Annotated in this window: 21 protein-coding genes; 13 read left to right on the forward strand and 8 right to left on the reverse strand. The window is 44.3% G+C overall.

What is annotated here, in order from left to right; translation table 11 throughout:
* Positions 1-196 precede the first annotated feature (196 nt).
* Entirely contained in the window at positions 197-1,603 is a 1,407-nt protein-coding gene (gene abnB / locus J7E26_RS13160) for an arabinan endo-1,5-alpha-L-arabinosidase AbnB (protein ID WP_214800186.1), read from the reverse strand.
* A gap of 241 nt (positions 1,604-1,844) precedes the next feature.
* Between abnB and hutP the strand changes: the two genes are divergently transcribed.
* The 6 genes from hutP to J7E26_RS13190 all read left to right on the forward strand — a co-directional run bounded on the left by hutP (position 1,845) and on the right by J7E26_RS13190 (position 9,296).
* Positions 1,845-2,291 (forward strand): histidine utilization transcription antiterminator HutP, encoded by a 447-nt coding sequence (gene hutP / locus J7E26_RS13165; RefSeq protein ID WP_214800187.1) that lies wholly within the window; start codon positions 1,845-1,847, stop codon positions 2,289-2,291.
* A 113-nt stretch (positions 2,292-2,404) separates the two neighbouring features.
* A complete protein-coding gene (hutH, locus tag J7E26_RS13170; RefSeq protein ID WP_214800188.1) occupies positions 2,405-3,925 on the forward strand; it encodes a histidine ammonia-lyase in 1,521 nt (506 codons plus the stop codon).
* A 13-nt stretch (positions 3,926-3,938) separates the two neighbouring features.
* Positions 3,939-5,603 carry a urocanate hydratase gene (gene hutU, locus J7E26_RS13175; RefSeq protein ID WP_214800189.1) on the forward strand — a complete coding sequence of 555 codons (1,665 nt, stop codon included), beginning with the start codon at positions 3,939-3,941 and terminating at the stop codon, positions 5,601-5,603.
* A 1-nt stretch (position 5,604) separates the two neighbouring features.
* Complete coding sequence (gene hutI, locus J7E26_RS13180) at positions 5,605-6,870, forward strand: imidazolonepropionase (RefSeq protein ID WP_214800190.1); 1,266 nt, start codon at positions 5,605-5,607, stop codon at positions 6,868-6,870.
* Positions 6,863-7,813 carry a formimidoylglutamase gene (gene hutG / locus J7E26_RS13185; RefSeq protein ID WP_214800191.1) on the forward strand — a complete coding sequence of 317 codons (951 nt, stop codon included), beginning with the start codon at positions 6,863-6,865 and terminating at the stop codon, positions 7,811-7,813. Before hutI ends, hutG begins: the two co-directional genes overlap by 8 nt.
* A gap of 109 nt (positions 7,814-7,922) precedes the next feature.
* Positions 7,923-9,296, forward strand: coding sequence for an amino acid permease (locus J7E26_RS13190; RefSeq protein WP_214985341.1), 1,374 nt, complete (start codon positions 7,923-7,925; stop codon positions 9,294-9,296).
* A gap of 44 nt (positions 9,297-9,340) precedes the next feature.
* On the opposite strand, the gene J7E26_RS13195 is transcribed toward J7E26_RS13190, so the two are convergent.
* The 4 genes from J7E26_RS13195 to J7E26_RS13210 form a co-directional block, all read right to left on the reverse strand.
* A complete protein-coding gene (locus J7E26_RS13195; RefSeq protein ID WP_214800193.1) occupies positions 9,341-10,642 on the reverse strand; it encodes a pyrimidine-nucleoside phosphorylase in 1,302 nt (433 codons plus the stop codon).
* A 27-nt stretch (positions 10,643-10,669) separates the two neighbouring features.
* Positions 10,670-11,851 carry a NupC/NupG family nucleoside CNT transporter gene (locus tag J7E26_RS13200; RefSeq protein WP_214800194.1) on the reverse strand — a complete coding sequence of 394 codons (1,182 nt, stop codon included), beginning with the start codon at positions 11,849-11,851 and terminating at the stop codon, positions 10,670-10,672.
* Positions 11,852-11,944: 93 nt separating this feature from the next.
* A complete protein-coding gene (gene deoC / locus J7E26_RS13205) occupies positions 11,945-12,613 on the reverse strand; it encodes a deoxyribose-phosphate aldolase (RefSeq protein WP_214800195.1) in 669 nt (222 codons plus the stop codon).
* 90 nt (positions 12,614-12,703) lie between these two features.
* Positions 12,704-13,645 carry a DNA-binding transcriptional repressor DeoR gene (locus J7E26_RS13210; protein WP_214800196.1) on the reverse strand — a complete coding sequence of 314 codons (942 nt, stop codon included), beginning with the start codon at positions 13,643-13,645 and terminating at the stop codon, positions 12,704-12,706.
* 471 nt (positions 13,646-14,116) lie between these two features.
* On the opposite strand from J7E26_RS13210, the gene J7E26_RS13215 reads away from it, so the two are divergent.
* From J7E26_RS13215 to J7E26_RS13245, 7 genes are read left to right on the forward strand one after another with little or no spacing between them, the layout of a single operon-like run.
* Positions 14,117-14,695 carry a hypothetical protein gene (locus J7E26_RS13215; protein WP_214800197.1) on the forward strand — a complete coding sequence of 193 codons (579 nt, stop codon included), beginning with the start codon at positions 14,117-14,119 and terminating at the stop codon, positions 14,693-14,695.
* An 11-nt stretch (positions 14,696-14,706) separates the two neighbouring features.
* The gene (locus J7E26_RS13220) at positions 14,707-15,138 is read left to right on the forward strand and encodes a hypothetical protein (protein ID WP_214985254.1); all 432 of its coding nucleotides are present in this window, start codon (positions 14,707-14,709) and stop codon (positions 15,136-15,138) included.
* Between the two features lie 33 nt (positions 15,139-15,171).
* Positions 15,172-15,576 (forward strand): hypothetical protein, encoded by a 405-nt coding sequence (locus J7E26_RS13225; protein ID WP_214800198.1) that lies wholly within the window; start codon positions 15,172-15,174, stop codon positions 15,574-15,576.
* 55 nt (positions 15,577-15,631) lie between these two features.
* The gene (locus tag J7E26_RS13230; protein WP_214800199.1) at positions 15,632-16,438 is read left to right on the forward strand and encodes a hypothetical protein; all 807 of its coding nucleotides are present in this window, start codon (positions 15,632-15,634) and stop codon (positions 16,436-16,438) included.
* On the forward strand, positions 16,425-17,243 hold the full coding sequence (locus tag J7E26_RS13235) for a hypothetical protein (protein ID WP_214800200.1): 819 nt from the start codon (positions 16,425-16,427) through the stop codon (positions 17,241-17,243). Before J7E26_RS13230 ends, J7E26_RS13235 begins: the two co-directional genes overlap by 14 nt.
* 16 nt (positions 17,244-17,259) lie before the next feature.
* The gene (locus J7E26_RS13240) at positions 17,260-17,919 is read left to right on the forward strand and encodes an ATP-binding cassette domain-containing protein (protein WP_214800201.1); all 660 of its coding nucleotides are present in this window, start codon (positions 17,260-17,262) and stop codon (positions 17,917-17,919) included.
* Positions 17,919-18,422 (forward strand): hypothetical protein, encoded by a 504-nt coding sequence (locus J7E26_RS13245; RefSeq protein WP_214800202.1) that lies wholly within the window; start codon positions 17,919-17,921, stop codon positions 18,420-18,422. The genes J7E26_RS13240 and J7E26_RS13245 overlap by 1 nt, the downstream gene beginning before the upstream one ends.
* Before the next feature lie 1,013 nt (positions 18,423-19,435).
* Here J7E26_RS13245 and yidA read toward each other — a convergent pair.
* The 3 genes from yidA to J7E26_RS13260 form a co-directional block, all read right to left on the reverse strand.
* Positions 19,436-20,248: a sugar-phosphatase gene (gene yidA / locus J7E26_RS13250; protein WP_214800203.1), complete on the reverse strand. Its 813-nt coding sequence runs from the start codon at positions 20,246-20,248 to the stop codon at positions 19,436-19,438.
* Between the two features lie 69 nt (positions 20,249-20,317).
* Complete coding sequence (locus J7E26_RS13255) at positions 20,318-20,839, reverse strand: hypothetical protein (RefSeq protein ID WP_214800204.1); 522 nt, start codon at positions 20,837-20,839, stop codon at positions 20,318-20,320.
* Positions 20,829-21,194, reverse strand: a complete 366-nt coding sequence (locus J7E26_RS13260; protein ID WP_214800341.1) for a DUF3255 family protein — start codon at positions 21,192-21,194, stop codon at positions 20,829-20,831. Before J7E26_RS13260 ends, J7E26_RS13255 begins: the two co-directional genes overlap by 11 nt.
* Positions 21,195-21,265 lie beyond the last annotated feature (71 nt).

Here is a 21,265-nt window from a genome sequence, read left to right on the forward strand (position 1 = left end):
TCCCATTTATTAGTGAAATAGAAAATCACCCCTACTACTTCTATCATTTAATATTATATGAACAGTTATTTCACCGTTTTGACTTTTAAATCCTATTTTTTAATTTGCTCAGACGCAAAATTAACGCATTGTTTTCAAAAAGGCGTGATAAATCTAAATAAACCCTCCTGTAAATAGAGGGTTCTAAATATACAAGTCACTTCACACCCCAAACAGCCTCCTCATCACCACTCAACACACTAAACGTCATCACATCCTTCTCCCTCACAGAATCCCACTCCTTCACAAACACCCCGTCATAGCTCACACCGTTAAGTATAATCTTTGCTTTGTAGTCCCCGGTTTTTGTCCATGTTCCGCTCATTTCCCCGGAAATGGTGTCGTTTGTGTTGAGGCGGATGGTTTTTGGGGTTTTGATTGTTGCTGTGATGTCTTTTCCGTGCTGGATGAGTTTGTAGGTTCCGGCAGCTGCTGCTTTTGATACGGTTTCCAGTGATTCTCCTGTATAGCGGTAAGGGGCGGCGAGCGGCCAGCCGTCTTTGTTCATGTACAGCTGGTGAACTCTGACTTCGTGCTCTTCGCCTCTGTTCGGGAAACGGGTGTGGAAAATCCGATAGGTGCGTTTTGATTTATCGTCGTAGAAAACGGAGTTGTGCCCCGGTGAGACGTAGCCTGTGCCCTTTTCGGTTTGTGCTGCGAAGTTGTAACTGCCCATGAGTTTGACGCCGTACGGTTCGATTACTTTGTCGTCGAAGAAGGTGCCGTCCTTTCCTTTGGCGTTGAGCATGTCATGGCCTGCGGCGTCATAGTACGGGCCGTCCGGGTTTTTGGAGCGGGTTACGCGTATGTTGTAGCCGCCTGCGGCATCAAGACCTCCGAATGACAGATACAGATAGTAGTATTTCGTTTCTGGATTGTAGCTGATGTACGGGCCTTCGATCCGGCTGTGGTTTCCCCCGAGCAGTTTTTTCCCGTAGCCTTGGTTCGGGAGCGGAAAACCGGTTTTCGGATTCATTTCTAAGATGAAAATGCCGCCTGAGTAGGAGCCGTATACCATCCAGAGCTTGCCGTCTTTATCAAAAAACGTTTGCGGGTCGACGACGTTCGGATGGATGGCTGCATTGTATGTCGTGCCATCTTCGCTTTTTCCGTCCATACCTGATTTCAGAAAGACGCCTTTATTTTTGTAGGGGCCTTCTATGCTGTCACTCACGGCGACGCCGAGAGCGGATCTTGGCGAATCTCCTTTACAGGCGTTGTAGTACATATAAAACTTGCCGTCCGAAAGCTTAACGACGTCCGGCGCCCATAATGTATCAGACTGGGCCCAGTCGAAGGTTTCTTTTAATTCTGTATAGACGTTCGGAATCAGCGGGTTGTTGTTATTGACGCTTGTCGAAATTTGCTGCCACTGCATCAGGTTCTTTGATTTGGCGGAAGCCAAATGCGAGCCGAATACATAATACGTATCTCCCGTTTTGATGACGGACGGATCATGGACGCTGACTTCTGAGAATACCGGATGCCGGGCTTTTGCCTGCGGCAGGGTAAACCCGATGACCGCTGCTGTAATTAGGCACACGCGAAAGAAGCTGGTTTTCATTTACGGAAATCTCCTCGCTCTCCTCTTTAATAAAATGCTATCAAGACAACGTTCCATTTTATGACGCGGGCAGCGGGAGTATGTGAAAAAATGCTGCCAGATTCCTGATTTATCACTGCACCGCAATAGCAAACTGATTTGTGAAAGGCTGGAAAAAAAGTTTTGACTTCTGATGCATAAACACTTAATATAAAAAACAGTTACTAGTTATCAGAATATTTAAGAATCGAGTGAAGCATATATGACCTTACACAAAGACCGCCGTATCGGGCGATTGTCCGTCCTTCTTCTGCTTCATGAGTCTGAAGAAAGCCAGCAGATCAGCCGGCTGGAGCGTGACGGCTGGAAAGTCTGTCTCGGCAAGGTAGGTTCAATGGATGCGCATAAAGTGGTAGCCGCAATTGAAACCGCTTCCAAAAAAGGCGGAGTGATTCAATCAGAGGGGTATCGGGAATCACATGCGCTGTATCATGCGACAATGGAGGCCTTGCACGGGGTGACCCGGGGCGAAATGCTGCTTGGCTCGCTGCTTCGGACGGTCGGCCTCAGATTTGCCGTATTGAGAGGGAATCCTTATGAGAGTGAAGCCGAGGGCGATTGGATTGCCGTTGCACTTTACGGAACGATCGGAGCTCCGATTAAGGGGCTTGAGCATGAAACATTCGGAGTAGGAATTAATCACATATGAAACAGCCCATAGATCTTAGACGATAGGGGGCTATGCGTGAAAATTAATTTTCATGGCATAGCCCCTTTTTGCATGGGCGCTTTATCAAAGTAAAGAAAAAAGGGGTTGAAATGATGGTAACGTTAGACGGTTCCTCACTGACAACCGCAGACGCCCAGCGTGTGCTGTTTGATTTTGAAGAAGCTGCGGCTTCCGCAGAAAGCATGGAGCGCGTGAAAAAAAGCCGGGCGGCAGTGGAACGGATGGTTCAAGAAGAAAAGACCATCTATGGCATAACAACAGGGTTCGGCAAATTCAGCGATGTTCTGATTCAAAAAGAGGACGCCGCGGCCCTGCAGCTGAATTTAATTCTCTCCCACGCATGCGGCGTCGGTGATCCTTTTCCTGAGTCTGTGTCGCGGGCCATGCTGCTTTTGCGCGCCAATGCCCTGCTAAAAGGCTTTTCCGGTGTGCGCGCTGAGCTGATTGACCAATTGCTCACGTATTTAAATAAACGCATCCACCCCGTCATTCCCCAGCAGGGATCACTGGGGGCAAGCGGGGACTTAGCACCGCTTTCTCACCTCGCGCTGGCGCTGATCGGGCAAGGCGAAGTCTTTTTTGAAGGCACCCGGATGCCGACGATGGCCGCTTTAGAAAAAGCAAAAATTGAGCCGGTCGTACTGACCTCTAAAGAAGGGCTGGCGCTGATCAACGGGACGCAGGCCATGACTGCGATGGGGCTTATCGCTTACATTGAAGCAGAAAAGCTGGCTTTTCAATCGGAACGGATTGCTGGCTTAACGATTGAAGGCCTTCAGGGCATTATGGACGCGTTTGATGAAGACATCCATGCCGCCCGCGGCTATCAGGAACAAAAGGATGTCGCAGAACGAATCCGCTATTACCTGTCAGACAGCAAACTGACGACTGTCCAAGGCGAACTGCGGGTCCAAGACGCTTACTCGATCCGCTGTATTCCGCAAGTTCACGGCGCGTCCTGGCAGACGTTAGCATACGTGAAGGAAAAATTAGAAATTGAGATGAATGCAGCGACAGATAATCCGCTCATTTTTCATGACGGCAGCAAAATCATTTCAGGCGGAAACTTTCACGGACAGCCGATCGCCTTTGCCATGGATTTTCTGAAAATCGCAGCAGCCGAGCTTGCGAATATTTCCGAGCGCCGTATCGAACGGCTTGTGAATCCGCAGCTGAATGACCTGCCGCCCTTTTTAAGCCCTCAGCCCGGCTTGCAGTCCGGAGCGATGATTATGCAGTATGCGGCAGCCTCCCTCGTGTCGGAAAATAAAACGCTGGCCCATCCCGCAAGTGTGGATTCCATTCCGTCATCGGCCAACCAAGAGGACCACGTCAGCATGGGAACCATCGCTTCAAGGCACGCCTATCAAGTGATCGCGAATACGAGGAGGGTGCTTGCCATTGAAGCCATTTGTGCGCTTCAGGCGGTGGAATACCGGGGCATAGAAAACGCATCCACTTACACGAAACAGCTGTTTCATGAAATGAGAAAAATCGTGCCGTCCATTCAAGAGGACCGTGTTTTTTCCTACGACATCGAACATCTGAATGAATGGCTGAAGAAGGAATCCTTTCTGCCGGATCAGCATCACCAAAAACTGATGACAAATTAAGGGGGACGAACAGATGACTGACGTTAAAAAATCAATCCGCGCCAACCGGGGCACTGAGCTTGAATGCTTAGGGTGGGAGCAGGAAGCCGTGCTTCGCATGCTTCGAAATAACCTCGATCCGGAGGTCGCGGAGAAGCCGGAGGACCTGATTGTGTACGGCGGAATAGGCAAGGCCGCGCGAAACTGGGAGGCTTTTCACGCCATTGAACGCTCTCTCAAAACGTTGAAAAATGATGAAACGCTGCTTATCCAATCCGGGAAACCGGTCGGATTATTCCGCACGCATGACCGCGCGCCCCGCGTTCTTTTAGCCAATTCAGTTCTTGTGCCGAAATGGGCAGATTGGGAGCACTTTCACGAGCTTGAGAAAAAAGGCTTGATGATGTATGGGCAAATGACGGCCGGCAGCTGGATTTATATCGGCTCTCAAGGCATCTTGCAGGGGACGTATGAAACCTTCGCTGAGCTTGCGAGACAGCATTTCGGCGGCAGTCTGAAGGGAACCCTGACGCTGACGGCCGGACTTGGCGGAATGGGGGGCGCCCAGCCGCTGTCTGTAACGATGAATGATGGCGTCGTCATTGCCGTGGAGGTGGATGAGAAGCGGATTGATAAACGGATTGAAACAAACTATTGCGACCGTAAAACGTCGTCAATTGATGAAGCCCTGCGCTGGGCCGAATCCGCCAAACAAGCCGGAGAGCCTTTATCGATCGCCCTTCTCGGCAACGCAGCAGAGGTGCATCATGAGCTTCTGAACCGCGGGGTCAGCATTGACATCGTAACTGATCAGACATCGGCCCATGACCCATTAATCGGTTATATCCCGGCAGGCTATTCGCTCAAAGAGGCAGATCGCTTACGCCATGATCATCCGGACCTATACGTGAGCCTTTCCAAGCAAAGTATGAAAAAGCATGTAGAAGCTATGATCGCATTTCAGGAAAAAGGGTCGATTGTCTTTGATTACGGCAACAATATCCGCCAGGTTGCCAAAGACGAAGGCCTCGCCGAAGCATTTGATTTTCCGGGCTTTGTCCCTGCCTACATCCGTCCATTATTCTGCGAGGGCAAAGGCCCGTTCCGCTGGGCCGCTCTCTCCGGTGATCCGGAAGATATTTACCGCACGGATGCGTTATTAAAAGAACTTTTTCCGGAAAATAAAGCCCTTCACCGCTGGATTGACATGGCGCAGAAAAAAGTTACATTCCAAGGCTTGCCGTCACGTATCTGCTGGCTCGGCTACGGAGAACGGGAAAAGATGGGCCTCGCCATCAACGAATTGGTCAGAAACGGTGAGCTGAAAGCACCGATTGTCATTGGAAGAGACCATTTGGACTGCGGGTCTGTCGCCTCTCCGAACCGGGAAACCGAAGCGATGAAAGACGGCAGTGACGCGGTCGGCGATTGGGCCGTGCTGAATGCGCTTGTCAACACGGCCTCAGGCGCAAGCTGGGTGTCCTTTCACCATGGCGGCGGCGTCGGCATGGGTTACTCTCTCCACGCCGGTATGGTCGCAGTCGCTGACGGCAGTGACCTTGCCGAAGAACGGCTCGCCCGCGTTCTGACAAGCGATCCGGGAATGGGCATTATCCGCCATGCCGACGCCGGATATGAAAAAGCATCGCAAGTCGCGGAAGAACAGGACATTTTGATACCGATGAAAAAGGAGCGGTAACATGCCGAAACAAATTGATACGATTCTCACCAATATCGGCCAGCTTTTGACGATGGAATCTAGCGGCCCGCGCGCAGGCAAAAGCATGCAGGATCTTCATATCATAGAAGATGCCGTTGTCGGCATTCACGATCAGCGCATTGTCTTCGCCGGAAAAAAAGGGGCTGAAGCGGAATATGAGGCCGATGACATGATCGACTGCGGGGGAAGGCTGGTCACCCCCGGCCTCGTCGATCCCCATACCCATCTTGTATTTGGCGGATCACGTGAAAAAGAATTAAATCTGAAACTCCAAGGCATTTCTTACTTGGATATCTTAGCGCAAGGCGGCGGCATTTTGTCCACGGTGAAAGAAACGAAAGCAGCTTCCGAGGAAGAATTGATCGAAAAAGGGCTTTTTCACCTCGGGCGCATGCTGTCATACGGCATCACGACAGCTGAAGTGAAAAGCGGGTACGGACTCGACAAAGAAACGGAACTGAAACAGCTGATCACGGCTAAGAAACTTCAGGAACGCCAGCCGATTGACCTTGTCTCCACCTTTATGGGGGCGCATGCGATTCCTCCTGAAGACCGGGACAGCCCTGATGAGTTTCTGAACCGTATGATCGCCCTTTTGCCTGAAATCAAAGAGAAACAACTCGCCCAATTTGCAGATATTTTCACAGAGACGGGCGTCTTTACAGTCAGCCAATCACGAAGGTACTTAAAGAAAGCGGCCGAAGCGGGTTTCGGGCTGAAAATCCACGCAGATGAAATTGATCCGCTCGGCGGCGCGGAATTGGCCGCTGAATTACACGCTGTCTCGGCCGATCATTTAGTGGGGGCATCGGATGAAGGCATTCAACAGCTTGCTGCATCAGGAACGATCGCCGTCTTATTGCCGGGCACGACTTTCTATCTTGGAAAACACACGTATGCCAGAGCGAGAGAGATGATTGATGCGGGGGTGCGGGTCAGCTTGGCAACCGACTTTAATCCGGGAAGTTCACCGACGGAAAACCTCCAGCTGATCATGTCGATCGCCGCGCTTCATTTAAAAATGACCGCTGAAGAAATTTGGCATGCCGTAACCGTTAATGCCGCTTACGCCATCGGTAAAGGAGAAGAAGCCGGACAGCTTAAAGCCGGCCGTTCGGCTGATCTCGTCATCTGGGAAGCGCCGAATTACATGTATATTCCGTATCACTACGGCGTCAACCACGTGTACCGGGTCATAAAGGACGGAAAGACAGTTGTTACAAGGGAGGGAGCGGTTCTTGGATAAATATCCATTTCTCAAAAAGGCCGGCTCTCTTTTCAAAGACCGCCATGTGACAAAAGTGGGCGATCTGACGGAGACATGGACGGGGCAAACGATCAAAGGGCCGGCCTTGATCGGCGTCCCCCTCTCTAAATCATCCATCAGCCATTCCGGCGCATGCTTTGCCCCCGGCGCGATACGCCGTGCGCTGGGCGGTATATCTGCTTATTCCGCAGAGCTTCGGGATCATGTCACAGATCATCTATATGATATGGGCGATATTGATATTCATGTCACGGATATTGTGAAATCGCACGAGCAAATTTATCACACCATACATGACCTTCTGACGGATCAGCCTGATTGGGTGCCGTTTGTGCTTGGCGGCGACAATTCGATCAGCTATTCCACCGTAAAAGCCATTGCACAAACGAAAGGAACGACAGCGGTCTTTCAATTCGACGCCCACCACGACGTCCGCAACACCGAGGACGGAGGGCCGACAAACGGCACGCCATTCCGGCGCCTGTTAGATGAGAAAGTCATTAACGGCCAAAACCTGATCCAGCTTGGGATCAGAGAATTCAGCAACAGCTTTGCATATGAAGAATATGTAAAAGCGCATCAGGCGGATGTACACACGATGGAGATGATTCGCGATAAAGGGCTTGTCCAAACCATTCAAGAGATCTTGCCGGCTGTTCAAAAAAGAGCGGATTCCGTTTTTATATCGGTTGATATGGATGTGTTGGATCAAGCCCATGCGCCTGGCTGCCCTGCGATCGGACCTGGAGGCTTGTATACCGAAGAACTGCTTCAGGCCGTCAGGTTTTTAGCACAAGAAGCCAATATTGCAGGGATTGAAATTGTGGAAGTCGATCCCACACTCGATTTTCGCGATATGACGAGCAGAGCTGCGGCTCACGTCATATTGCATGCGTTAAAAGGGATAAAATTGTCTCATTAATTGTGATGTCCGGCAGACGTACTTGGCTGCCGGGACATTCTCATGTCATGTAAAAGGGGGAATCACGTTGGATGTTCATAAAGGCAGCGGCACTCAATTGAAGCGCACCATGAAAAGCAGGCATTTATTTATGATTTCATTGGGCGGCGTCATTGGGACGGGGCTGTTTCTGAGTACAGGTTATACATTGAGCCAAGCGGGACCCGGCGGGACGATACTCGCCTACTTAATCGGCGGCTTCATGATGTATCTTGTCATGCAGTGCCTCGGAGAATTATCGGTAGCCATGCCCGTGACCGGATCGTTTCAAACGTACGCGACGACATTCATCGGGCCGTCTACCGGATTTATGGTGGGCATCATGTACTGGGTGAATTGGGTGGTGACGGTAGGCTCAGAGTTTACCGCCTCCGGCATTCTCATGCAGCGCTGGTTTCCCCACAGCAGTGTCTGGATGTGGAGCGTGATTTTTGCCGTTCTCCTTTTCGCGGCCAATGCGTTCTCGGTTAAATTATTCGCGGAGACAGAGTTTTGGTTTTCCAGCGTCAAAATTGTCACCATTCTTTTATTTATTATTTTAGGCGGCGCCGCGATGTTCGGCCTGATCTCATTACACGGAGCGGCTGAAGCCCCGATGCTGTCGAATTTCACTGATCACGGCGGACTGTTTCCGAACGGCTTTCTCGCGGTTTTTATCGCCATGATATCCGTAAGCTTCGCCTTTTCAGGGACGGAACTGATCGGAATTACAGCGGGAGAAACCGCAAATCCGGCAAAAGATATTCCGCGTTCGATCCGAAATGTCGCCTGGAGAACGGTGATCTTTTTTATCGGCGCAATCTTTGTGTTATCCGGCCTGATTTCCTGGAAAAAAGCCGGTGTCATTGAAAGCCCGTTTGTGGCGGTCTTTTCCCAGATCGGGATTCCTTATGCCGCAGATATTATGAATTTTGTTATTTTAACGGCACTGCTTTCTGTAGCAAACTCTGGGCTGTACGCCTCCACCCGGATGCTCTGGTCTTTGGCCAATGAAAATATGATCAGCTCCCGCTTCAAAAAAATCACTCCGAAGGGCATTCCGCTGAACGCCTTAATCGCCAGTATGGCCGTATCTTCCTTATCCTTAATCTCCAGTATTGTTGCTCCGGGGACGGTATACGTGGTGCTGGTGGCGATTGCGGGGTTTGCCGGAGTGGTTGTATGGATGAGTATTGCGCTGTCTCAGCTTTTGTTTCGGAAGGACTTTCTTAAAAAGGGCGGAAAGGTCACAGATTTAACCTTTCGCACGCCGCTTTACCCTCTCGTTCCCATCGCTGCAATGATCTTATGCTTTGCTTCCTGCATAGGCCTTGCGTTTGATCCCAATCAGAGAATTGCCCTTTTTTGCGGAATCCCTTGTATTATCCTTTGCTACCTTATTCGCTTTTTTAAGAAAGGGCAGCCGAAAGAAGCCGTCCGTGAGATACAGAAAACAATGTCATAAAAAACGGCACATACCGATGAAGTATGTGCCGCTTCTCTATTTTCTTATTCCGTAATCAGCGTATGAATCAGCTTCGGCGCTTCCGCCTTTTCCGCAATGCGGATGTTGTCATAGATTTTAGTGATGACTTCGTCAACGTTTTCGCGGTTGGCGTAAAGGGTGACGAGCGCCTCGCCTTTATCGACTTTGTCTCCGACTTTTTTGCGGAGCATGATGCCGACGGCCAGGTCGATATCGTCTTCTTTTGTTGCGCGCCCCGCGCCCAACAGCATGGCCGCGACGCCGATTTCGTCAGCAACGATTTCTGATACGACACCCGCTTCCTTTGCAGGAACGTCAATTTTGTATGCCGCCTGCGGGAGTTTGGACGGATCGTCAACGACAGAGCCGTCACCGCCTTGGTTGTTCAGGAATTCCTTAAATTTCTCAAGCGCTTTGCCATTTTTCATTACTTCCTGAAGCTTGGCTCTCGCTTCCTCCAATGTCTCGGCTTTTTTCGCTAAAACGACCATTTGGCTGCCGAGCGTGAGGACAAGTTCGTTTAAATCTTCCGGGCCTTCTCCCCTCAAGGTATCAATGGCCTCTTCAACCTCAAGCGCGTTTCCGATCGCATAACCGAGCGGCTGCGACATATCAGAAATGACAGCCATCGTCTGGCGCCCTACATTGTTTCCGATACGCACCATCGCTTTGGCGAGGTTCACGGCGTCTTCGTCCGTTTTCATAAATGCGCCCGCTCCTGTTTTTACATCAAGCACGATCGCATCCGCCCCTGCGGCGATTTTTTTACTCATAATAGAGCTTGCGATCAGCGGAATGGAATTCACCGTTCCCGTCACATCACGAAGCGCGTACAGTTTTTTATCAGCAGGCGTCAAATTGCCGCTTTGGCCGATGACGGCTACCTTGTCGCGGTTTACAAGCTTGATGAATTCATCTTTTGACAGTTCCACATGAAACCCTTCAATGGCTTCCAGTTTATCAATGGTTCCGCCGGTATGTCCGAGGCCGCGGCCGGACATTTTAGCGACGGGAACACCGAGAGCTGCGACAAGCGGAGCGAGTACAAGTGTTGTCGTGTCGCCGACCCCGCCCGTTGAGTGCTTATCAACCTTAATGCCTTCAATTGCAGAAAGATCAATCGTTTCTCCTGAGTTTACCATCGCCATAGTGAGATCAGCGCGTTCTTGATCCGTCATATCCTGAAAGAAAATCGCCATCGCCAGTGCGCTTGCTTGGTAATCCGGGATGCTGCCGTCCGTATATCCTTTTACGAAAAATTGAATTTCTTCCGTTGTCAGTTCTTTTCCGTTTTGTTTTTTTATAATAAGATCTACCATTCTCATGTTAAGTCACCTATCCTTCGTTTATGGTCAGTAAATCAATCCGACGATTGCCGCTGTTAAGAAGCTGACAAGCGTGGCGCCGTATAATAATTTCAATCCGAACCGCGCGACGACGTTTCCTTGCTTTTCATTTAATCCTTTCACCGCGCCCGTGATAATCCCGATGGACGAGAAGTTAGCAAATGAAACAAGGAAAACAGATACAACTGCCTGCGTATGCGCGCTGAAATGAAAACTTCCGGACGAGAGCGTCTGCATGGCGACAAATTCATTCGATACCATTTTAGTTGCCATTATGCTTCCGGCGCTTACCGCTTCATTCCACGGAATGCCGACTAAAAACGCAAATGGCGCGAATACATATCCAAGCAGCGCCTGGAAAGTAATGCCGAAGACCGCGCTAAAGATTCCATTAATCAAAGCAATTAGCGCTACAAATCCGATCAGCATCGCCGCTACGACAACGGCGACTCTGAATCCATCCATTATATACTCACCGAGCACTTCAAAAAAGGATTGTTTTTCTTCTTCAGGGACGACAATGATATCCTCTTCTTTGCTCACGTCATACGGGTTGATGATCGAAGCGATAATAAATCCGCCGAATAAGTTCAGCACGAGCGCCGTCACGACATATTCAGGTTTCAGCATTGTCATATAAGAGCCGACAATAGACATGGAAACCGTCGACATCGCTGATGCGCAAAGCGTATACAAGCGCTGCTCTGATAGAAAGCCGAGCTGCTTTTTCAGGCTGATGAAAACTTCTGATTGCCCTAAGATCGCTGATGCGACTGCGTTGTAAGATTCAATTTTTCCCATTCCGTTCACCTTGCTTAAAGCAAGACCGATATATTTTGTGATCAAGGGGAGGATCTTCCAATGCTGCAATATTCCGATTAAAGCGGAAATAAAGACGATCGGCAGAAGCACGCTTATGAAGAATGTGGTCTGTTTCGCATTCACAAGCCCGCCGAACACGAAGTTGATCCCTTCTGATGCATATTCCAGCAAGTAGTTAAATCCTTTTGCAAAGCCGCCGACAAGATAATTACCGATACCGGTGTTGAGGAGAATATAGCCAAGAATCAGCTGCAGAACAAGCATGACTGCTATCGGCCGAATTTTAACTCTCTTTTTCCCATTGCTGATGAGCCAGGCGAGACCTAAAAACACAATGATTCCAATGATTCCGATAAGATACTTCATGTGTGTTCTCCTTTTATTTGTATTCGCTTACAATTTTTCATGCACGAACGAAAGAGAGGAGATGACGGAAGCAAAACGCTTCCGCACCTTTCCTTAATAATTGTCGCTGCTGCCGCCGTCGCCGCCTACGATGGATACGCCCGCACTTGCGCCGATCCGGCTCGCGCCCGCAGCAATCATGCTGTCAACATCAGCTTTCGTTCTGATGCCGCCTGATGCTTTTACTCCGATGTTCGGTCCGACTGTTTTGCGCATCAAAGCGATATCCTCAGCCGTTGCCCCGCCTGTAGAAAACCCTGTTGACGTTTTGACGAAATCAGCGCCGGCAGAAACCGCCAAGCGGCATGCGCGCTCTTTTTCTTCATCTGTCAGCAGGCATGTTTCGATGATGACTTTGACAAGCGCTTTTTGTGCCGCAGCTTCGACAACCGCGCGGATGTCAGCCTCGACTGCATCGTTATCGCCGTCTTTTAAAGCGCCTATATTGATGACCATATCAACTTCAGTTGCCCCTTTTGAGATGGCATCCCTCGTTTCAAATGCTTTCGTTTCCGTTGTAGCCGCGCCGAGCGGAAAGCCGATAACAGTACAAACGTCAACACCTGTGCCCTTTAGTTCTTTTGCCGCGAGTTTTACCCAAGTCGGGTTCACACAAACGGAAGCGAACTTGTATTCTTTTGCTTCTTTTATCAGTTGTAAAATATCTGCTTTTTGTGTATGCGGTTTCAAAGCAGTATGGTCTATTTGACTTGCAATTGACATTGTATGCACTTCCTTTTTACTAGGATACGTTTAGAATAACCGAATTTTGAACATATGTAAATTGGTAAATGAAATTATGTTCAATAATTGTCACATTTCTTGAACGAGTACTTTGGCCGTATGCTGATCGACAATCAGGACATTCGCATATTTTCCGGCCAGCGCCCCGTGAATGGCCGGGACTTTTCTGCTGCCGCCCGCAACCAGGATGGAACGCTCCTTCATTTTTAAATCAGCTAGCTCCACACCGATTGTCCTATCGTTAATACTGCTGCTGCAAATATTGCCCCCGGCGTCAAAGAAACGTGAACAAATATCACCGACTCCGTGTTTTTTCAGCAATTGCTTTTCTTCTTCGCGGAAATAACCGAGTCTGAAAAGCAGCGCCTCATCCCGAACGGTTCCTACCGTAAACAAAGCGATATTGGCTTGTTTGCCCATTTCAATGATCCGCTTAATATGCCTGTCCTGCTCCACCATGTTTTTCACATCGGCATTGTCAAATATAACGGGCAGCGGCAAATATCTCGGCATCGTCTGGAAAGCCTCGGCAAACAGCTGAATCGTTTCTGATGAATACGTATTGACATTGGAATGGCTGATGCCGCCTTTCAGCTGCACCACTTCAACGCTCTTCACCTGCTTCGGTTCCATATTCCGGGCCATTTGGTACATTGTCGTTCCCCAGCTTACACCGAGAATGTCGCCATCCTTTACGGTTTTATGCATATAGTCTGCGCCGTAGCGGCTCAAGTAATGTGTAATGGCAGGGTAATCGGCACTGGGAGAAAAGACGACGTGCGCCTCAAGCAGACCGTATTTCTCCTCCAGCTTCGCACCGAGTTCATCCAAATCCTCAAACGGGTCCATGACACGGATTTGGACATATCCTTTTTCTTTGGCATACTGAAGCAGCCTCGAAACGGTCGGGCGTGACAGGTTAAGCTGTTCCGCGATTTGCTGCTGGCTGTAATCCGATTGATAATATAGTTTTGCGGCTTCTATGCTGAGCTGCTGTTTTTCACGATCCATATCGAGCCTCCAGATTAGAATCAATATTTTCTATTTATTTTTACGTATTTCAATTTATTTTAACATTGAAGTACTGTATACGCTCCATTATCGGATGGTTTAATACACTTAAAAGTGATATTTGAAGACAAATTAATAAAAAACGCTCAATATATAAGGTATTTCTAAAAATGACTATGATTAAAAGCTATTTGCTTAATCATTTAAACAATTATAGGAATTTAATCTCCTGTTAAGAAACATTTATATTCCTGGTTACGACTTTAAATATATACACCTGAAGCATACCTCATAAAGTAATGAAAGACTATCGCCCTTTATTTTTCAATATTATCTCGCGATCTATGTTAAATGGTAACTATAAGAATAAATACTCAAAAAAATAGAAAAAAATAGTTGACATGTAAAAATAATATAGTTAATATAAGCTTATTGAATTTTTTTCGAGTAAATAAGAGGAAGTGTTCTTTAATGAAGAAATTAATCTTTTTACTATTTTTCACAGTATCCCTCTTAATGATTTCTGCTTGTGGCAAAAATAATGAAGTCAAGATGGTTACAGATTCGGTATCAGAACCAATAGTTGTAATAACAGATACCTCTAAAGACCCTAAGAGCGAAAATAATGACTTTTGGTTAGACTCTGAATCGAAAAATATTTATTTCAAAAAAATATTTTGGTCATCTGATTTTAAGAATGGTCCTTTTTACAGTAAACAAGTAGAGACGAATAATGCTGACATTAAAAAATTACTTAAAGGAAAAAAGACTGATATTGTCCCACTCCCAAAACATAATAAGATTGAAATGGTTAAGGAATTAAAGCATCCTACACCAAATTACATACTTGGAAAGATAAGTGGTGAAAACGGGCAAGAAATTACATGGAAACAAACTTACAAAGATCCTGGACCTGATACAGATTTTCAAATCAAATTACCATCTTTCAAAGGAAAATCAGCAGTTGTTTCTCTTCGGTTTATTTGGTTGAATGAAAATCATGACTGTTACGGTGTGGCAGACAAGATTTTTAATATAAAAAAAATATAGAGGTGACTTAGGTGAAAAAAAAGTTAATTGTATTTATGCTTCTTTTTGGGGTTAGTTTTACTTCTTTAGGTACTGCCAAATTATTAGCGGCCAGCCCACCAGATGGAAACTTTGTAGACACTAAATTTCATTTTGGGTTCTTGAAGGGAAACCCTTATGATGAGACAACTGAACGTGACAAATACCGAACAACTTATGTATATCAAAATGTAAAAGATGTTAATATTGCTTATACATCTTGGGTTAAAGCCAAAGGGCATGATGCTTCCCACGGGCATAATTATACAGTAAGAAAAAAAGGCGTAGTATTAATGACAAACTATGCAGTTGAAGATTATAGAAGTTGGTGGGCGGATTACGTAAACACTTCTATTGCAGCTAAAAAAAATGGAAACGGCCACTCTAATGGCGTATGGAGTCCTGACTACGATAAATATTCGTGATAAAATGTGTTAGTTTCAGAAGGGAGTTAAAGTATGAAGAAAAAGGTTTTTATTTTCGCTCTTATTATGGGGATGAGCTTTACTTTAATAGGTATTAACAAAGTTTTTGCTACTACACCAAAAGATATGAATGCAAGTTATCATTTTGGATTTTTAAAAGGGAATCCATACGATGAGACTCGTAAGCTCACTAAATATACTAGAAGTGCTGTCTATCAAAGAGTAACAGATATAAATATTTCATATACATCTTGGGTTAAAGCAAATGGGCATGATGCTTCCCACGGGCATAATTATACAGTAAGAAAAAAAGGCGTAGTATTAATGACGAATTATGCCCTTGAAGATTTTGGAACTAGAGGTACAGTATCAGCTTCAATTGCTGCTAAAAAAGATGGAAACGGCCATTCTAATGGAGTGTGGAGCTCCGATTATTGATAATTTCTTAGGTACTGATTTTTCAGTACCTATTTACTTGTTAGAGGAGGATTCTATGGGAGTACTAATTTTACACCGACTATTACATAAAAAATCATTTTATATCGCAATTTTAATCGGCTTATTTTGTTCTGTTGCTTATTTTTATACAGATGAACTTTTCTTAGAAGAATCAATTGAAAAAGACGGCGGAATAGCGTTTACACCTTATACCAAGTGGATGGGGATTGGTGGAATTTCAGACTATCCTACCTTGTTTCTGTTCCTTTTACCTGTAATAGCCTCTCTCCCATTAGCAGATTTATTCGCAAGTGATCAACGTACTGGCTATACACCTTTTTTATTTATAAGGAAAAAAGCAAGTTTATACTTTAAGGCTTTATTTGGATTGAATTTTGCCGCAGCTTTTATTACTGGAACGCTGCCTCTAATTGTTAATCTTTATTTATCTTTCATGAAGTTGCCTAATATTCCGCCTGATCGAGTTATCAATAATGAAATGCCTTTAGTAACAGGCTATACATTTTACCCTGATTTTTATTATAATCATCCATTATTACACATTTTATTCTATATATTACTAATCGGTTTGTTTTCTGGTGTATGGGCTACTTTTGCACTGAGTATAAGTATGTTATTTCACAATATGTTTATTGTTGTTTTATCACCGTTCGTACTTCAATTTATACTTAATACTGTATTTACAACGTTAGGACAAGATCAAATGCAAGCCAATAGTTTTTTGCAACAACAAGCACCCAATGGGGCAAGTTGGTCTGCAATGTGCTTTCAGTTAATAGGGATTATGCTTTTAAGTTCAATAATTTTTCTATTAGGAGTTCGCAAATATGTTCGTGATTAAGGAATGGAAAAACTTAATAGCTGATTTATGTGCGGATAAATGGAAGATATTGGGTTGGTTTTGCTTATTTATACTGACTATTCTTTTCTTAATTAAGAGCGCACGACTTGAAGATCTAAAAGGTACGATTAGTATTGCAGATGCAATGGATCAATTTTTCTCAATATATACATTTACCTTCCCTCTCAGTCCACTTTTTCTTTTATTTGTGTCTATTGGTGTTTTATCATTTTTCTCACTATTTCGTATCATTAGATACAGATCACGTTCAGAACTTTTTTTAGCTTTCATTGCTCGATTGTTTGGTATTTCCTTATGTTTTACATTATTATTATTATTATTTGGATATATTATTAGTGGAATTTGGTGCGGTGATTTTGTACATTACTGGGACACAACAGCAGGAACACCATTTATAAGATATGGAGACCAAATAAACCTCACATCTTTTTCAGGGATATGGATGATTACTCGTTATTTTATTACGAGTACTCTCGTGTTCTTTTTCATTTCGGCTGCTGTTAGTGCTATATATTTATTGTTATCAAATTACATATATAGTTTTATCGTTGTAATGTGTTTAATTATAATGGACCGTATGATGAACAACTTTTATGATTTTTCAATTTTGCATGATCACTTATCATTAAATTTAGACCAATGGTTAGTACCAGAATCGTTTGAAACCACAGTCTTTCTTTTTACAGGCGGAACAATACTTTTATTTTCTATAATATATATACAAATGGTCAAAAAAGATTATTCAGATGGAAAAATTGATGAGAACAATGTTAAGAAGAACTAATAATGGAGGTTGAAAAATGTCGAAAGTAATCATAGAAGCTAAAGATATTGTAAAAACATTCAAAAGAAATACGGTACTAGATAGTATTTCTTTTAAGTTAAATAAAGGCGAGATTTACGGATTTCAAGGACGGAATGGATCTGGTAAGACTATGTTGCTTCGTGTACTCTCTGGATTGATGCGCCCTACTAAAGGACAAGTTTTAATCAACGGAACTAATATGACAAAGCAAGGAGATTTCCCTAACAATATTGGCGTTTTAATCGAGTATCCTGGGTTTGTACCTGATTACACCGGCTTTAAGAATTTAAAGTTGCTTTCAAAAATTCAATCAAAAATTTCTGATAATGACATTAAGGAAGCTATTAAAAGTGTCGGCCTAAATCCTGATGATAAAAAAAAATATAAAAAATATTCCTTAGGCATGAAGCAACGCCTTGGAATTGCTCAAGCTATTATGGAAGATCAACAAATCATAATGCTGGATGAACCCACAAATGCTTTAGATCGGGAAGCTGTAAAAGTGGTTGAAAAACTTTTATTTAAATTAAAGGCTGAAGGAAAAACCATATTAGTTGCTAGTCACGACTCTGAAACACTTAATGCAGTATCAGATAAAATTTTTGATATTGATTATGGACGTATTATCCGGGAGTCTGAGAGGAATGTGAATTAATGAAGAAAAAACTATATTTAGCTTTAGTATTAATTTGTTTGATTTTCGTTACTGCATATAGTATTTATCAATACCGTGCTACTAATAAAAACTATGCTGGTTACAAATTATCTATTGTTAATTCTAAACTTGACACACCAATAAAAGCCTTAGGCCTTACACAAACATTCGGTAAAGCAAAAACTGAAGTAGTGGAAGATGATATGTTGAACAAAATAACAATTTTTTCCATACCCTTCACTTTTAAAAATGACACTAATAAAGCTGTTGCATTTCATCCAGAATTTTACCGGTTGATGCGTGGAGAAGATATGACGCAAAGTATCGACTTTATTGATAATCGTACAAAAAAAAGAGTTTATTCTATCCCTCCTTACACAACAATCAAAGGTGAAGCTAAATTCACCTATAATGATATGAATAAAACTGCACCATTACAACTAAATATTAACTCTAGGGATGGTATGTCTATAAATTTGTTCAAAATTCCAGTTTACAAATAAGGCTTTATGGAAGTGAAATTCGATGAAAGATTATTTCTTATTAATAAAAAGAGATCTGCAAACTGGCTTTCAACATATTAAAAACAACTTCATTATTTTTCTAATTCTCACGCTGTTTTTTTTGTTGTACCCAGTACTTCTGTTAAAATCATATGATCAAAATAGTTATTATTCGTATTTAGATGCGTTACTAATTGGTATCGGAGGTGTACCAATTGATCTTGTGAAGCAACACTCTTTTAAATTCCCTTTTTTATGGTTGTTTATTCAACTAAGCTTAATTTTTATTATGAATACATGGGCAAGAACAGACATTATAAATTTCAGCTCATTTACTAGAATTAGAATACGTAAAGTATATTTACTTATCATTAGTAAATATACCTGTACTTTTATTGTAACATTGATCTACTGCTCTCTAATATTTTTATTAACACTTTTTCTATGCTCTTTATTTGGGATCCAGTCAACAAATTATACAGAATATACTTTGCATACACTCAGTTTGTCAGATTTAAAAATGCCTTATCTACAGTTAACATGGTTCATCATTTTGTTGAATTTTTCAAGTGTACTCTGTGCTGTTTTTCTCTTCACAACACTTTCAATAATGATAAAACCAGTTTATTCCTTTTTAATCATAACTGCATGGTACGTGCTGTCTATTTTCAGAGACTCCTTTGTTTTTATAGGAAATCTGAGTATGGTTTTAAGACAGCCCCTATTTCACCAAAATGTTTTTACCTCTATTATGATCACCTTGTTGATACAAATAATAATTATTTTTATGTGTGTAATTACTTCCATTATATTTCTTAACAAAAAAGACATCATAGGGGATTCTAACGATTAAAAATACTGAGCTAAAGAATTATTTCAAATTTTAAAGGGTTTAATCTTAATCATTTCTGAAATCGACTTTAATATTTTAACTATCCTCTCGGTTAATGTAACTACAATATTTCTTAATTAGTATTTAAACTTTTTTCAAAAAGCACCCTCTGATAGGGTGCCTATTTTTTCAGCACAAGCTCCTGAATCGCATGTGCGACGCCGTGTTCGTTGTTTGATTTTGTCTCATAGTCGGCAATTTCTCTTGCTTCCGGGATGGCATTGGCCATCGCCACGCCGCAGCCGGCCCATTTTATCATGGACAGATCGTTGCCGTTATCGCCGATCGCCATGACCTGTTTCTGCTCAATGCCGAGCTGTTCAGCGAGCAGTTTGACTGCATTTCCTTTGCTGACCTTCGGATGGAGAATCTCATAAAAGAACGGCGCGCTTTTGACCATTGTGTACTTTTCTCTGTATGGTTCCGGTATCGATTCGACTGTTTTGTCCAGCTTCTCCGGATCGTCGATGAACATGATTTTCGGAATCAGGATATCCTTCGGCACTTCTTCAATCGTGCGGAAATGAAGCGGCACCTTCGTGATGTATGATTCGTATACTGTGTATTCGCTGATGTCCCGATTCAGTGTGTATAAATTGGCCGAATCAAAGTAATGCATCGGCGTGTCCAGCTGTAAGCTCAGCTCATGTAACGATTGCAAGTCTTCAAAGCCTAAGGATTGCTCAGCTACGACACCGTTCGTATACGTGTTTTGGACAAGGGCGCCGTTGTAGGCAATGACATAGTCGCCTTCTTCCTTTAAATTCAGCTCGTCCAAATACCGCTGCACTCCGCCGAGCGGACGGCCTGTGCAGAGTACGATATTGACCCCTGCCGCTTTTGCGGCATTGAGCGCCTCACGGACTTCGGCTGTGACTTCATGATGATCGTTTAAAAGTGTTCCGTCCATATCTATCGCGATTAACTTGTACATCTTGCATCTCCTTCGTATTGTTTTCGTCTAATGATCTCATCATATCGTTTTTTCATTTCTCAGTTCAATCTAAAAAGACGTTTTTCTCCTTATGAGCCGCGTTTGTTTTCGGATCGGAACCCGCCTTCTTCTTCGGCCGGTCTCCTCTGTTTCAGCGCCGCTTTCTTTTTTCTGCTTCATCAGCATCAGCCCTGCCATTAAGAAAGGAACGGCCGCCAAATCCATAACGGCAAGCTTCACTCCCATCGCTGCCGGAACGTATCCCCACAATGAATAGCGGTTCCGCCTGATCATCACATAAGAAATGATTTCTAATATGATAAAAACGGCATTCAGCCATAAATAAATGAGCAGAGCCGCAAACATAAAGAACAGCAGCGTATTCCGCATCGTCCCTGAATAAAGAAGAGAACGCATCATATCTGAAAATGAAAAAGACTGCATGGTGCCGTTCACAACATTCGGATTATAGATGGTAAAATGCCCGAACTTATTTTCAATCTGAAAGAACAGCCGCAACAGCGTAAACCATTGAATCATATGTATGATGACTCCTGCTAAAACGAGCCGGTCGGCAGCTTTATTTCTCATGTTTGTCCTCCTCGCCTGTTTTCATTCGTTTCATCGTTTTTATTTCTCCATTTTCAATCCAGATCAGCGTGCCGTTTTTTCCCCTTTTCAATGTGCTTTCACCAGGATGGGGCGAGCCGAGATACTGAATTGTGATGGTTCCGTCTGTGCTTTGGGATAACACTTTGTAAGCTTTAAAAGGCAGTTCTGCTTCTCCCCGGCCTTTCATCACTTGCTTTGTCAGTACTTTATCCTTCGTAAACGTGACGGTTTCTGATCTCACCCCGTCCATCGGCCCCGGCTTCAGGCCTTCATCCCATGTTCCGTAATAAAAAGGCGTTTCATCCTCTTTCTTCTGCTGGCAGCCCGTCATCATTACACATGCGATAATAAGAAGCAGCGTAATGAAGCCTATACCGCGAGAATGTGTATTCCGCAATTGTGATC

The organism is Bacillus sp. ISL-51, from assembly GCF_018613535.1.
Lineage (GTDB): Bacteria > Bacillota > Bacilli > Bacillales > Bacillaceae > Bacillus.